This window comes from Staphylococcus croceilyticus (assembly GCF_002902575.1).
In the GTDB taxonomy this organism is placed as follows: Bacteria; Bacillota; Bacilli; order Staphylococcales; family Staphylococcaceae; genus Staphylococcus; species Staphylococcus croceilyticus.
This window is the reverse complement of record NZ_PPRD01000007.1, coordinates 19,787-35,008: the sequence shown is the minus strand read 5'-3', so window position 1 is coordinate 35,008 and position 15,222 is coordinate 19,787. Positions and strand designations below refer to the sequence as shown.

The window sequence follows — 15,222 nt, the reverse complement described above, 5'->3', positions numbered from 1 at the left end:
GATAACCAAAATAATTTACGTTATAAAGCGTTTAATTATTTAATTAAATGACGTTATTTTATATTAATCAGTGATTTAAAAGTCTTATTTAAATTTGGTACAATAAAGGTATTATTTAGAGGGGGCAACAATAACAATGGCGAATTTTAAACCTGGTAAAATCAATAAACACATTCTACATAGTCATATTTTAGAAAGAGATGTTACGCTATCTGTTTATCTACCAGAAGATTATTCAGAACTATTTAAATATCAAGTCATCATTTGTTTTGATGGACTCGACTTTTTACGTTTTGGGAGACTTCAACGTGAATACGAACGCTTAAGAAGAGAAAATCAAATTCAACGCGCTATTATCGTTGGCTTCCATTATGAAGATGTAGATAAACGTCGAGAAGAATTTCATCCTCAAGGTAGTCGTAGTAGTAAGACAGTTCAAGCAGTGGGTAAAGAATTATTACCATTTATTGATAACACTTTTCCAACTTTCAAAGTAGGGAATGCCAGAATATTAATGGGTGATAGCCTAGCAGGAAGTATTGCTCTGCTTACAGCACTTACGTATCCAACTATATTTAGTCAAGTCGCTATGCTAAGCCCACATTCTGATCATACAGTGCTCGATAAATTAAATAGTTGTATACAATATAAAGAATTAACCATTTGGCATGCTATTGGTAAAGAGGAAGAAGATTTTAAACTCCCAACTAATGGTGAGCGCGCGAACTTTTTAACACCTAACAGGGAACTTTCTAAAGCTATTAAGCAATGTGGCATAACTTATCAATATACTGAATTTGATGGTGGTCATAATTGGAAATCTTGGAAGCCTATGTTAGCTGATATTTTAAATTATTTTTTAAACGAAGATATTCCATTACTATCTAATGAAGTGTAAATAGTTATATTTTTTAGGAAAAGGGTATTGTTAATTAATAGCATAGGTGGAGCACTCTTTTTCAAGAAGAGGAAAGGCAGATTAGGCTTAATATTTCAATATTGTAAACCTTTTCAAAAAATTCTATTAACTAATAACGTAATATATAGAATTTTGCTATAATGGAACTATGTTAAACAAAGGAGGAATTTCAATGAATATAGGATTAGCATTAATTCCGTCAAAATCATTCCAAGAAGAAGTGAACGGTTATCGTAAACGTTATGATACTGAATATGCACGTATCATGCCTCACATTACGATTAAATCACATTTTGAAATTAATGATGAAGAATTAGATTCAGTAAAAGAAGAAGTTTCAAAAAGATTAGAAGGTTTAAAACCAATTGAAGTACATGCAACAAAAGCTTCAAGTTTTAAACCTACAAATAACGTTATTTATTTTAAAGTTACTAAAACTGATGAGTTAGAACAACTTTTCAATAAGTTTAATGCTGGAGATTTTCACGATGAAGCGGAACATCCTTTCGTGCCTCACTTTACAATTGCTCAAGGCTTATCTAGCCAAGAATTTGAAGATATCTATGGTCAAGTAGAATTAGCAGGGGTAGACCATAAAGAAATTATCGATGAACTTTCATTATTACGTTATGACGATGAAGAAGATAAATGGAAAGTAATTGATACTTTCAAATTAGCGTAATTATTTAATATATTGAATAAGGGTCTAGAAATAAGTGTAATAACACTCGTTTCTAGACCCTTTTTTAATATTAATTAAAAGCGTTTTTGTTTACGTCCACTTTTCATAAAATAAATGCCATAAAATACAGCTAGCACTAAAAAGATAAATGCTGAAAAATAAAATGTGTTACTTAAACCATTTGAGAACTGCGCAATAAGACCACCGAATAAAGGCCCAATCATTGAACCAAAGCCTTGAACACTGTTAAACACGCCCCACGTTTCCTCTTGTTCAGAAGGATCAATTTGACCTGCCATAAATGTGTTCCAAGCTGGTAATAAGATACCATACATTAATCCGATAAAGATTGCTACAATCCATACAATAATAATATTTGTAACTAATGATAATCCGAAGATGAAAGCTGTAAATAATATGAAACCTGTAAAGATAATTCCATACATAAACCCTCGACTATTTTTATCAATAATTTTAGATAAAAATAGCATTGAAATAGCACAACCAATACCACCAATCGCTATAGCGACAGTATATTCAATTGTACTCACACCAACAACTTTAGTGGCATACGTAGGTAAAATAGGGAGTAAAGCTGAGATTGAAGCACCTTGTAATAAAATACCTGGGAATAATACAAGATGACGTTTCATTACATCAACAATTTGACCCAGTTGTTCACTTACGGGCTTGGTATTATAATTCGTTAATTTTATATCAACAAAGTAATATAATACCCATGCAATAACAACAACTAGAGACATCATAAACGCAAAACGTGTTGGATGTAGTTTCACTAATACATTCATAAAAGCCCAACCCACTAGCAAACCTAATAACCATGCAAAGTATACATATCCCATTTGTTTACCACGCTGATCTTCTTCAACACTGGATAACATAATAACCCAAATAGGACTAACAGCAATACCTAGCATGATAGCACTAAATATAATGATTATTGGATTAGCTGGGAAAAAGATAACTAAGAATAAACTGACAAAAGCAAGTAAGAATCCTAAAGTTAAGACAATTTTAGTACCGAACTTTTTTAATAAGAAACCGATGACAAAATTAGTTGCTGCATCGGAAATAAAATGAATCGATAAAGCTGCTGAGGTTACGCCTACTGCAATAGAAGTAACAGTAGGTAAGTAATTGATGTAACTTAAAATATACATCCCTCTAGCAAATTCCATTAAAAATAGAATAATAAGCATTATCTTAAAATTTTTACTTATATTTTTATTATTTAACGAAGAACTTGGCATATAGGGGCACCTTTCCATAAATTTCTTGTTGTTGCGATGAACTATCTAGAATATTTAATAAGTCGGTACATAATCTATATGTTGAATAATCAACTTTTTCATTCGCCATTTTTTCGCTCATTGCTTTCAGTGTATCTTCATGATTAGTTAAATCAGCCACTACTTCAATTGCTTCTTCAGGTGTATTAGCTATTTTGCCATACCCTTTTTCTTGGAAGTAATGGGCATTTTCTAATTCTTGACCAGGCGCAGGATTTAAGAAAATCATAGGCAAACTTCGAGTTAAACCTTCAGAAATAGTGATGCCACCTGGTTTGGTAATCATAAGTTGGCTAGATGCCATCCATTCATTCATATTTTTTGTATAACCTAGAATAAGGACATTATCATATGATTTAAATTGTAATTCTAAATTACGTTTCAGAGCTTTACTTCGACCACATATCATTACGATTTGAGAATGTGGACTTTTTTCTAAAATATTTTCAATCATATATTCAAAGCCCTTAGAAACGCCAAAGGCACCAGCTGACATTAAAATAGTAGGCTTATCTGGATTAAGATGATGCTGCGTTAACCATGCCTCTTTATCAATGTCCGCTTCAAATTTATCTGAAATAGGGATACCTGTCACTTTAATATCAGAGGCAGGAATACCTACATTCATAAAGTCTTTCTTCGTATCTTCTGTCGCTACGTAATATCTGTGTGAGTTTGGCGTAATCCAGTTTTTCTGCAGACGATAGTCCGTCATTACCGTAGCAATTGGAATTCGCATATTAAATTGTTCGGTTAAAACTGACATAACCGGAGTAGGGAATGTCAATAATATTAAATCTGGCTTCTCCTTAAGTAGTAAATTAATTAATTTATTTAAGCCATAATATTTATAAAAACATTTATCTAATTCATCTGGGCGACTATAATAAAAGTTTTTATACATATTTCTAAAATATTTAAAGCTATTAATATACCATTTCTTACATATAGAAGTTAATATAGGATGGGCTTCCATAAATAAGTCATGTTCAATCACCGTTAAGTGAGGTAAATTCATTTGATTAAGTTGATTAACGACACTTTGTGTTACTTGTAAATGACCATTTCCAAATGACCCGGTAATAATCAATAACTTTTTATTTTGAGTAACCATTAATAGTCACCCTCCAATAATTTAAATTTATTACTTATAAAAATTAGGAATATATGAAGGCTAAAATTAGTATTTATTAAAAGAAATTTATAACCTATATTAAACCTATTAATTTCATTTATAGTGCATTATAGCATAATGCGGTAGTGAATACTCGCCGTTTATACTTATATCCTAGCATTAAAGCGTTCAAATGTATTGTTATAAAGCTGGATATATATATAATTTTAAAATAGTTAACTTCAAATTAATAAATAGATATTTTAAGTGGAATTGAAATAATTGTTAGATTGTGAGTAAGTATCAAATCAAGTGATTAAAATGATTTAATCTGATAATAATGAATTTATCAACGTCTTTAAAACGTGTATAATAGAATTATTGTAAAAAAAGGAGCGAGACATTTTGAATGCGAATGAGTTGTTCGAAAAAATAAGAGTCAAAGAAGTTATTGGAACTTTAGATATAAATGTAAATGATATTACTACAGATTCACGTACAGCAAAAGAAGGAAGTATATTTGTCGCATCAAAAGGATATACTGTTGACAGCCATAAGTTTTGCCAAAATGTAGTTGATCAAGGCGCTAAAATTATAGTAGTGAACCACAAACAAGAAATTAATGGCGATGTAACACAAATCATCGTTCCAGATACATTAAGAGTAGCAAGTTTACTTGCGCACACGTTATTTGATTATCCTAGCCAAAAGCTAGATACATTCGGTGTGACAGGGACAAATGGTAAAACATCAATCGCTACGATGATTCATTTCATTTTCAGAGGCTTAGGAAAAGGCAGTGCATACTTGGGCACAAATGGCTTTCAAATTAATGAGCAAAAGACTAAAGGTGCAAATACTACACCAGAAACAGTTTCATTAACTAAAAAAATTAAAGAAGCAGTCGATAAAAAGGCTGAAGCAATGACGATGGAAGTTTCAAGTCACGGCTTATCATTAGGAAGATTACGTGGTGTAGAATTTGATGTTGCTATCTTCTCTAACCTTACACAAGACCACTTAGACTTCCACGGTACAATGGAAGCGTATGGACATGCTAAATCATTGCTGTTTAGTCAATTAGGCGAAGATTTATCTAAAGAAAAATATGTTGTCTTAAATAATGATGACGGTTTTTCAGAATATCTAGCTTCAGTGACACCGTTTGAAATTTTTAGTTATGGCATAGATAATGAAGCACAATTTATGGCGAAGAATATCCAAGAGTCATTACAAGGTGTTCAGTTTGACTTTGTAACACCAGTTGGCACATATCATGTGCAATCACCATATGTTGGTAAGTTTAATATTTCAAACATTATGGCTGCAATGATTGCTGTTTGGAGTAAAGGCACTAATATGGAAGATATTGTACGCGTCGTTAAATCATTAGAACCAGTAGAAGGCCGTTTGGAAGTGTTAGATCCATCATTACCGATTGATTTAATTATAGACTATGCCCACACTGCTGACGGTATGAATAAACTTATCGATGCGGTTAAACCATTTGTAAAACAAAAGCTTATCTTTTTAGTAGGTATGGCTGGCGAACGTGACTTAACTAAAACGCCTGAAATGGGCGCAGTTGCATGTCGTGCAGACTATGTGATTTTCACACCAGACAACCCAGCGAATGACGATCCTAAAATGTTAACTGGCGAACTAGCCAAAGGCGCTACACATGATAACTATGTTGAATTTGACGATAGAGCTGAAGGTATTAGACATGCGATTGATGTCGCAAAGCCAGGGGACACAGTCGTCTTAGCTTCTAAAGGAAGAGAACCATATCAAATCATGCCAGGACATGTTAAAGTGCCTCACAGAGATGATTTAATCGGCTTAGAAGCAGCTTATAAAAAATTTGGCGGTGGCCCAGTTGAGGATTAAACAACTTTCTGAACAAAATGAAGTTGTCAATGTATATCTTTATAAAAATGATGAGAGAGAACAGCTAATGATTGCTATTCCAGATATGTTTTGGTCTGTAGAAATTGATTATAAAGACATGAGTATGAATGAAATCGAAGAAGAATTAGTAATGCAATTGTTTACTTTTAAAGATGAAAATGAAGCAACGCGTATTGCTTCTAAATTATCTGAATGGATTGCGAATGATTTGAAGGAGAATATTAAATGAGTTTAAAAGAAGAAGTAGAGTCAAGAAAGACGTTTGCCATTATCTCTCACCCAGATGCTGGTAAAACAACGTTAACTGAAAAATTATTGTATTTTAGTGGAGCGATTCGTGAAGCAGGTACAGTTAAAGGTAAAAAAACTGGAAAGTTTGCTACGAGTGACTGGATGAAAGTAGAACAAGAACGTGGTATCTCTGTAACAAGTTCTGTAATGCAATTTGATTACGATGATTTCAAAATTAATATCTTAGATACGCCAGGGCACGAAGACTTCTCTGAAGATACGTATCGTACGTTAATGGCTGTAGACAGTGCCGTGATGGTTATTGACTGTGCAAAAGGGATTGAACCTCAAACATTGAAATTATTCAAAGTATGTAAAATGAGAGGTATTCCAATTTTCACATTTATTAATAAGTTAGACCGTGTAGGTAAAGAACCATTTGAATTATTAGATGAAATTGAAGAAACTTTAAACATTGATACTTACCCAATGAACTGGCCAATCGGCATGGGACAAAGTTTCTTTGGTATCATTGATCGCCAATCTAAATCAATTGAACCATTTAGAGACGAGGAAAATGTTTTACATTTAAATGATGATTACGAATTAGAAGAAGATCATGCAATTACTAATGACAGCGCGTTCGAACAAGCTATTGAGGAATTTATGCTAGTTGAAGAAGCAGGAGAGGAATTTGATAACGAAGCGTTATTAAACGGTGAATTAACGCCTGTATTCTTCGGTTCAGCTTTAGCAAACTTTGGCGTTCAGAACTTTTTAAATGCTTACGTAGACCATGCACCTATGCCAAATGCACGTCAAACTAATGAAGATGTAGAAGTAAGTCCATTTGATGAAGAATTCTCAGGATTTATTTTCAAAATTCAAGCAAACATGGACCCTAAACACCGTGATAGAATTGCGTTTATGCGTGTAGTGAGTGGTGCATTTGAACGTGGTATGGATGTTACTTTACAACGTACTGAGAAAAAACAAAAGATTACACGTTCAACATCATTTATGGCCGATGATAAAGAAACAGTTAACCATGCCGTAGCAGGAGACATCATTGGTTTATATGACACTGGTAACTATCAAATTGGCGATACATTAGTAGGTGGTAAACAAAAATTTAGTTTCCAAGATTTACCACAGTTCACTCCAGAGATATTTATGAAAGTGTCTGCGAAAAACGTTATGAAGCAAAAACACTTCCATAAAGGTATTGAACAATTAGTACAAGAAGGTGCGATTCAATACTATAAAACGTTGCATACTAACCAAATCATTCTTGGTGCAGTAGGACAATTACAATTTGAAGTGTTCGAGCATCGTATGAAAAATGAGTACAACGTAGATGTAGTAATGGAACCTGTAGGTAGGAAAATAGCACGTTGGATTGAAAATGAAGACGATATTCAAGATAAAATGAATACATCTCGTTCAATTTTAGTGAAAGATAGATATGATAACTTTGTCTTCTTATTTGAAAACGAATTTGCTACGCGTTGGTTTGAAGAAAAATTCCCAGACATTAAACTTTATAGTTTACTGTAAGCATGGGCCATTTAGCTAAATTTATAATTAAAATAGGACAATATAATCAATTATAATTGTATATTATTGTGAATATTGGTTATAATACACATAACAAATGAATACCTATGACATATTGTCAGAGGGGAGTAACTTGAGAACCACAGTTTGAACAAAGTGGTTTAACACTTTATCGTCATTACGAAGCCATAGCTTCCGGTAAAGTGGGCAAATGAATTGCTAAGTGAGACCTTTGCTATTATTTAGCATAGGTCTCTTTATTTGTATAAAATGAAAAAAGGAGTTGTCCCCTATGGATCCGAGTTTGATATTACCATATTTATGGGTAGTTTTAGTCCTTGTATTTTTAGAAGGATTATTAGCAGCAGATAATGCTGTCGTAATGGCTGTAATGGTAAAACATTTGCCACCTGAACAGCGTAAAAAAGCATTATTCTATGGCCTTTTAGGTGCATTTGTATTCCGTTTTATTGCATTATTCTTAATTAGTATTATTGTTAATTTCTGGTTTATCCAAGCTATTGGTGCTGCATATTTAATCTTCATGTCTATTAGAAATCTTTGGAATTTCTTCCATAAGAAAGAAGATGAACATGAAGAAGGAGACGACCATCACTATGATGAGTCTGGTGTTGAAAAGAAAGTAAGTCCTCTACAATTCTGGGGCACTGTATTTAAAGTAGAATTTGCAGATATCGCATTTGCGATTGACTCTATGTTAGCTGCTATGGCAATTGCCGTAACACTTCCTAAAGTGGGCATTCACTTTGGCGGAATGGATTTAGGTCAATTTGGTGTTATGTTTGTAGGTGGAATGATTGGTGTTATTTTAATGCGTTTCGCAGCAACATGGTTTGTTGACCTATTAAATAAATACCCAGGCTTAGAAGGAGCTGCCTTCGCTATCGTTGGATGGGTAGGTATCAAATTAGTCATTATCGTACTTGCTCATAAAGACATTGGTGTTTTACCTGAAGATTTCCCGCATAGTGCGCTATGGCAAACAATCTTCTGGGTTGTCATGATTTTATTAGTTGTAATTGGCTGGTTAACATCAGTACGCAATAATAAAAAGAAAGCAAAATAATTAAAAAATATAATTAGTGCCTTTTAAAGTTTAATTCTAAACAAGCTTTGAAAGGTACTTTTCTTATAAAACTAAGAAAATAAACGGCCTATTCATTGCTTATTAGTACTTTTGATATTAAAATTTAATTAATGAATATATTACTTAAAATTAACAAAATCTATTAGACATCAGTAAGATGATAAAATGATACATAATTATTTATAGGTAGTGATTATAAAGTTAGGAGTGGACAGCTTTGAATAATGATAAAAAGCACGTCATACCACGCGATAAATATCGTCGTAAGCGTCATGAATATTTTCATAATGAAGAACGTGAAGAGAGAATTGCACGTGAGAAAGAAGAACGTGAACGTTTAGCCGAAAAAGAACAACAATTAGTAAAGGTAAATGAAGAACGCGTTCGAGATAACTTAAGAAAAGCTAGAATTGAAAAATTAACTCAAGAAGAAATACAACAGCAACAACATGAAGCAAAATTAAGAGCTAACAATAGTAACTCTTCTAGCAAAGAAGAATATAAAGAACATAATTTAACATTACCTGAAGAACAACGTTTAAAAGAAGAAAATAATCATCCTACAGATAGTGAACAATCAAAACGTCACTCAAATAAAGAAAAAGCATCTCAGCCTACATATAGTAGAGTAAAGAAAAATAAAGAAAAAGATAAACAAAGTACTGAGAATAAAGATAAAACTAAAAAGCAAAAAGTTGAAACAGTCTACGATAATCAAACAAATGACATAGATAGTAAGCGTGAACCACATAGTGTAGTAAATAACACAACATCAACTGAGAAACCACAAAAAAACGTGAAGAAAAACAAAGAAGAAAATAAATATGATGCAAAAGATAATCACAAAAAATTATCAACTCAAAAAGTAAAAGAAGATAAAGAATTAAAGGCTCAAGAAGTAAAAGAAGATAAAGAATTAAAGGCTCAAGAAAAATCAAGAAATGAAAGTAACACTAAGAAGAATGTTGATTCTCACCAAGAAACGGCAAAATCTAATAACAGTAACGAAACAATGGACAAAGTGAAAGCCTTTCTACAACGCCATTGGATTAAAATTGTTATTGCTATCATTATTCTGTTATTAATTTTAATACTAAATTCGATTTTTTCTCACTCAAAACATAATCAAAATATTAATCAAAGCGAAATTAATGATAAGAAGTATACCACAACTATGAAAATTGCTAATAACGCTGTTAAATCAGTCGTAACAGTCGAAAGTAACACACCTAAGAATACTTCAGTTCAAAAAACAAATATAAATTCAGATAATGAACTTGGCTCAGGTGTCGTCTACAAAACTGTAGGCGACACTATTTTTATTTTGACGAATACACATATCATAGATCAAAGTGACTATATTAAAATAACTTATGATGGTAATAAGACTGCTCAAGCAACGCTTGTAGGTAAAGACAAGTGGTCTGATATAGCAGTGCTTAAAGTTAAATTAAAAGATAGTAATCTTAAGCCACTTCATATTGGAAACTCAAATCACTTAGTAGTAGGAGAATCTATTTTAGTAATAGGGAATCCTTTAGGAAATGACTTTAAAAATACTGTGTCTAAAGGTATTATTTCGGGAATTAATCGTTTAGTACCAGTCGATTTTGATAAAGATAATATTAATGATGAACTCATTAAAGCTTTCCAAGTTGATGCACCTGTAAATCCAGGAAATTCTGGTGGTGCGGTCATGGATAAAAATGGAGACTTAATTGGGGTAGTATCTCTCAAAATAAATATGCCGAGTGTTGAAGGAATGGGCTTTGCAATACCTATTAATGAGGCACAATCTATAGCTAATGAATTGGAAAAAAGCGGAAAAATTAAATATCCAAATACAGGAATAGCCATTGGAAACGTAACAGAACTGAACAGTTATGAGAGAAAAATCTATAAGATACCTAATGATATTAAACAAGGTATTATAGTTGAAAAATTAAAAGATGGTGGGTTAGGTGAAAAATCTGGTTTAAAAACTGGCGATGTCGTTGTAGAATTAGATAGTAAAATTCTAAAAGATAATTTACAGTATAGACAAATTCTTTTTGAACACAGACAAGATTTAAAAACATTGTCCGCGAAAATTTTTAGAGATGGAAAATCTCAAAAGATAAAAATAAAATTAAAATAACGTTGAGGTGACAAGTTAATGTCTATTTTCAGTAAGTTACTTAAAAAATCAAGTCCTCAACAAGGGATTGTTTTATATTATCTAATAGCCATAATTGTCGCTTTTTTATTATTAAATCTTCCTTTTGTGCATAAGCCAGGTGTGAACGTTTCGCCAATTGATACTTTGTTTGTAGCTGTTTCTGGGATCAGTGTAACAGGGTTAACACCAGTAAATATTGTGGATACATATTCCGCATTTGGGCAAATCATTATACTCATCATCCTAAATATTGGCGGTATTGGCGTAATGGCCATTGGTACAGTTTTGTGGGTAGTGCTCGGTAAACATATTGGAATTCGAGAGCGTCAATTAATCATGCTAGATAATAACAAAGATACGATGAGTGGCACAGTGAAACTAATCTTGGAAATTATTAAAACAATTGTCACTATTGAATTTATTGGAGCATTATTATTAGCGTTTTACTTCTATAGAGATAATCCAGATTTAAAAAATGCGTTAATGCAAGGATTATTTGTTTCTATATCTGCTACTACAAACGGCGGTTTAGACATAACAGGACAATCCTTAATTCCATATGCAAATGATTATTTTGTGCAAACGATAGTAATGTTTCTTATCATCCTAGGGTCTATTGGATTTCCAGTGTTATTGGAAGTACGTGCTTATATTAGAAATAGAGTAAGTCATTTTAGATTCTCTTTATTTACTAAAATCACTACGACAACATATTTCTTTTTATTCACATTTGGGGTATTAGCTATTTTAGCATTAGAGCATAATAACGCTTTTAAAGGGTTAAGTTGGCATCAATCATTATTTTACGCTCTGTTTCAATCTGCTACTACGCGAAGTGCTGGATTACAAACTATTGATGTTACTCAATTAAGTGATGCTACGAATGTAATCATGAGTATCTTAATGTTTATTGGATCTTCTCCTAGTTCAGTAGGTGGGGGTATTCGTACAACAACATTTGCGATATTAATTCTCTTCGTAATTAATTTTAATAATAATTCTGAGAAAACTTCAATTAAAGTATATAATAGAGAAATTCATGTGGTTGATATTCAAAGATCATTTGCTGTATTTACAATGGCTTCAGTACTTACTTTTGTAAGTATGATTATTATCTTAGCCACTGAAAAAAATAATCTTAGTTTCTTACAAGTCTTCTTTGAAGTGATGTCTGCCTTCGGTACATGTGGCTTGTCATTAGGGGTAACAGACAATATTAGTAGTATTACGAAAATCGTTCTTATGATTTTAATGTTTATAGGTCGTGTTGGATTAATATCATTTATTATTATGATATCAGGACGTAAAGAACCAGATAAATTTAGTTATCCTAAAGAACGTATTCAAATCGGTTAATTTGATTTAGACATTTCAAGTGAATTTATTTAAGAATTTGCTTGGAATGTCTTTTCTTTTTCAAAAATATATCAATAACACTATGATAATAATAAATGTTAAACTAGCCTTAAATGAGGGGTGTGTAAACGTGGATAGAAATGAAAGTATTAATATCGATATTTTAGCAACATCTGATATGCATAGTCATTTTATGAATGGAGATTTTGGGTCTAATATTTATCGAGCAGGAACATATGTTAAAAATATTAGAGAGCAAAACAATAATGTCATTTTATTAGATAGTGGGGGAAGTTTAGCGGGTTCATTAGCTGCTCATTACTATGCAATAGTTGCGCCTTATAAACGACATCCTATGATTAAATTGATGAACGCAATGCAATATGATGCTAGTGGTATTAGTCCAGATGATTTTAAATTCGGGTTATCATTCTTGACTAAGGCAGTTTCATTAGCACGTTTTCATTGGCTATCAGCTAATATAGAATATGCGTTGACTAAAGAACCATATTTTTCAACGCCATATGTTATTAAAGAATTGAACAATGTAAAAATTGCTATTGTAGGCTTAACAGCTGAAGGTTTGATGAAAAATGAATACGCAGAAATGGAACGAGATGTTAGTATTGAAAAATCATTACTGTCCGCAAAACGTTGGGTTAGATATATACATGAAAAAGAACATCCAGACTTTTTAGTGGTGATTTATCATGGTGGGCTAGATAAAATTAATACAACCAATCCACGTCACGGAGAAAGTTCGCATGAAGCGGAAAAATTGATGAAAGAAATAGGCGTCATTGATTTACTAATTACAGCACATCAACATCAAACTTTTATTGGTAATGATTATGAAACGACTTATATTCAAGCAGGACAAAACGCACAAGATTTAGTTCACGTAAAAATAAAATTTAAAAAACGTACGAATACATTTGAAAAAGAAGCGGTTCAATCTGAAATAATTGATTTGAGTAACTATCCAGAAGATGAGGAATTATTAGATATAACTCACTATGATCGTAAAGCGATAGAACATTGGTCTAAAGAAATTGTGTCAGAAAATGATCTAGAGATGCAGGTGAACGGATTAGAAGATTTATTGAGTAGAAGTCATCCATTTACACAACTGCTACATGACAGTATTAAACTAGCTTATGATAATGATATTACTTGTGTGAACGTACCTAAAAATGGTGAGCAAGGGTTTAAGGGTGTGATTACAAATAAAGATATTTATAATGCTTATCCTCACCCCGATAAGGCTATGGAGCTAACGATAAAAGGGCGTCAAATCAAAGATATTATTGAATATACGTATTCTTATATCCAATTTGAACAAAATCAACTTAGTATGACAATTGTAGATGAAACACTATGCACTTTATGGCAAGGTTTCCGCTATGAAGTGGATATGACTGCATTACCATTTCATCGCGTGACTCTAACAGATATTGAGTTAGATAAAGCGTACCGTGTAACGATGACGGATTATACTTATAGAAATTATAAGCACTTGTTAGAGAATGCTAAAGTACATCATGGTTCATTTGAACATTCTATGAGTACGCTTATTAGTGAAAAATTGAAAGATCCTGATTATAAATTAAACGTCATTGATAATTTTCAAGTTAAAAGTTAGAGGTTAAATTTAAGCCTTACATTTATATAAACGAAGCATTCAACTAAATTACTTCACAAAATGGAGCGAGACAGAAATTAAAATAATTTCGTCTTCCAACCCCAGCTTGCTTTGTTTGTAGAATTTTTTAATGAAATTCTTTGTGCTGGGGCCCCGCTCCCCGGTAAGGCTGACTAGGTTTGAAAAAAGATTAATTTAAGCATATTTTCAAATCAGTCAGCTACTGCCAATATATAAAAAAAGACTAGGACATTTTATATTTGTCCTAGTTTTTTTATCCATGAAATATTAACAATAATATAATCGCAACAATTTGGCCAAGTGATGTAGTTACAATTCGACGAGTATATTGATAACTTATTGATAATACGATTTGTGCAACAAAAATGAATGTTACAATCCACCATTTATCAAGATATATGAACAGTGAACTTGAACATAGAGCTGGAATAAGGATAACTACCCAAGTAGGTAGTTTGAAATTGCTTAATTCTTTTTGTAACACAGTTCTCATATATAGCTCATGGCATGGAATAACAAATATTAATGTTATTAGCATTTGCCATTTAAAATAAACACCTGTTCTACTTAATTCTTTAATAAGTTCAGGATAAGTTATTTGTGAAGACAATAATGAGAAAATTAATTGTATAACGATTAAAACAATACTTGTCAAAATACCTACGCCAATCGATGTTAATAAACGTTTCGAATTAATGTCTCTTTGATAAAAAACGTAACTAATTCCTGCTATTAACATGATTCCAGTATATAGATACCAATATTCTTGGTGTTCACCCCACATAATAAACAAGATAAGGTGAAAAACAATAAAACTAGCAATAAACCAAATCAATGCCTTTGATATATTTTTCATTTACTATTAACCTTCTTATTCAACGATTTTATATCGTTTGTGATTAATAACTGTTTTTTCTGGTAAGTCTAATTCATTGAAGTTATCCATTATAGTTAAGTCAACAATTACTGAATTATCATTAATTTTTTCAACACGGCCTCTTAAACCGTCATAAAATTCTACGATATTTCCTACTTCTGCAACAGTCATTTCGAGTCCTCCTCAAATCATAGCTAGACTATATTGTACTAAAATTTAGCTTACAAATAAACAAATATATACTAAAAATAGAAAATAATAATTCAATTGAAAAATTAATGTCATAATTGAGTAAATAATTGGCAATAATTTTTTATTTGAGGCATAACTAAGATA

Annotated in this window: 13 protein-coding genes and 1 riboswitch; of the genes, 9 read left to right on the top strand and 4 right to left on the bottom strand. The window is 31.9% G+C overall.

Annotated elements, in window-relative coordinates:
- Window positions 1-136 precede the first annotated feature (136 nt).
- On the top strand, window positions 137-898 hold the full coding sequence (locus CD128_RS01480) for an esterase family protein (protein ID WP_103328322.1): 762 nt from the start codon (window positions 137-139) through the stop codon (window positions 896-898).
- A 193-nt stretch (window positions 899-1,091) separates the two neighbouring features.
- Window positions 1,092-1,601, top strand: coding sequence for a YjcG family protein (locus CD128_RS01475; protein ID WP_103328321.1), 510 nt, complete (start codon window positions 1,092-1,094; stop codon window positions 1,599-1,601).
- A gap of 74 nt (window positions 1,602-1,675) precedes the next feature.
- On the opposite strand, the gene ltaA is transcribed toward CD128_RS01475, so the two are convergent.
- Window positions 1,676-2,872 (bottom strand): lipoteichoic acid biosynthesis MFS flippase LtaA, encoded by a 1,197-nt coding sequence (gene ltaA, locus CD128_RS01470; protein WP_197730771.1) that lies wholly within the window; start codon window positions 2,870-2,872, stop codon window positions 1,676-1,678.
- Complete coding sequence (locus tag CD128_RS01465) at window positions 2,850-4,025, bottom strand: diglucosyl diacylglycerol synthase (protein ID WP_103328319.1); 1,176 nt, start codon at window positions 4,023-4,025, stop codon at window positions 2,850-2,852. Before CD128_RS01465 ends, ltaA begins: the two co-directional genes overlap by 23 nt.
- 405 nt (window positions 4,026-4,430) lie before the next feature.
- On the opposite strand from CD128_RS01465, the gene CD128_RS01460 reads away from it, so the two are divergent.
- The 7 genes from CD128_RS01460 to CD128_RS01430 all read left to right on the top strand — a co-directional run bounded on the left by CD128_RS01460 (window position 4,431) and on the right by CD128_RS01430 (window position 13,988).
- On the top strand, window positions 4,431-5,915 hold the full coding sequence (locus tag CD128_RS01460) for a UDP-N-acetylmuramoyl-L-alanyl-D-glutamate--L-lysine ligase (protein ID WP_103328318.1): 1,485 nt from the start codon (window positions 4,431-4,433) through the stop codon (window positions 5,913-5,915).
- Window positions 5,905-6,165, top strand: coding sequence for a YueH family protein (locus CD128_RS01455; protein ID WP_103328317.1), 261 nt, complete (start codon window positions 5,905-5,907; stop codon window positions 6,163-6,165). Before CD128_RS01460 ends, CD128_RS01455 begins: the two co-directional genes overlap by 11 nt.
- Complete coding sequence (locus CD128_RS01450) at window positions 6,162-7,724, top strand: peptide chain release factor 3 (protein WP_103328316.1); 1,563 nt, start codon at window positions 6,162-6,164, stop codon at window positions 7,722-7,724. The genes CD128_RS01455 and CD128_RS01450 overlap by 4 nt, the downstream gene beginning before the upstream one ends.
- Before the next feature lie 111 nt (window positions 7,725-7,835).
- Window positions 7,836-7,945, top strand: a riboswitch (yybP-ykoY riboswitch).
- 71 nt (window positions 7,946-8,016) lie between these two features.
- Window positions 8,017-8,811, top strand: coding sequence for a TerC family protein (locus CD128_RS01445; protein ID WP_103328315.1), 795 nt, complete (start codon window positions 8,017-8,019; stop codon window positions 8,809-8,811).
- 238 nt (window positions 8,812-9,049) lie between these two features.
- Window positions 9,050-10,969 (top strand): trypsin-like peptidase domain-containing protein, encoded by a 1,920-nt coding sequence (locus CD128_RS01440; RefSeq protein ID WP_103328314.1) that lies wholly within the window; start codon window positions 9,050-9,052, stop codon window positions 10,967-10,969.
- Window positions 10,970-10,987: 18 nt separating this feature from the next.
- Window positions 10,988-12,346 carry a TrkH family potassium uptake protein gene (locus CD128_RS01435; RefSeq protein WP_103328313.1) on the top strand — a complete coding sequence of 453 codons (1,359 nt, stop codon included), beginning with the start codon at window positions 10,988-10,990 and terminating at the stop codon, window positions 12,344-12,346.
- 130 nt (window positions 12,347-12,476) lie between these two features.
- Complete coding sequence (locus CD128_RS01430; RefSeq protein ID WP_103328312.1) at window positions 12,477-13,988, top strand: bifunctional metallophosphatase/5'-nucleotidase; 1,512 nt, start codon at window positions 12,477-12,479, stop codon at window positions 13,986-13,988.
- Between the two features lie 274 nt (window positions 13,989-14,262).
- Here CD128_RS01430 and CD128_RS01425 read toward each other — a convergent pair whose 3' ends face one another.
- Window positions 14,263-14,865 (bottom strand): CPBP family glutamic-type intramembrane protease, encoded by a 603-nt coding sequence (locus tag CD128_RS01425; protein ID WP_103328311.1) that lies wholly within the window; start codon window positions 14,863-14,865, stop codon window positions 14,263-14,265.
- 15 nt (window positions 14,866-14,880) lie between these two features.
- Entirely contained in the window at window positions 14,881-15,057 is a 177-nt protein-coding gene (locus CD128_RS01420) for a YkvS family protein (RefSeq protein ID WP_103297526.1), read from the bottom strand.
- Between the last annotated feature and the right edge of the window lie 165 nt (window positions 15,058-15,222).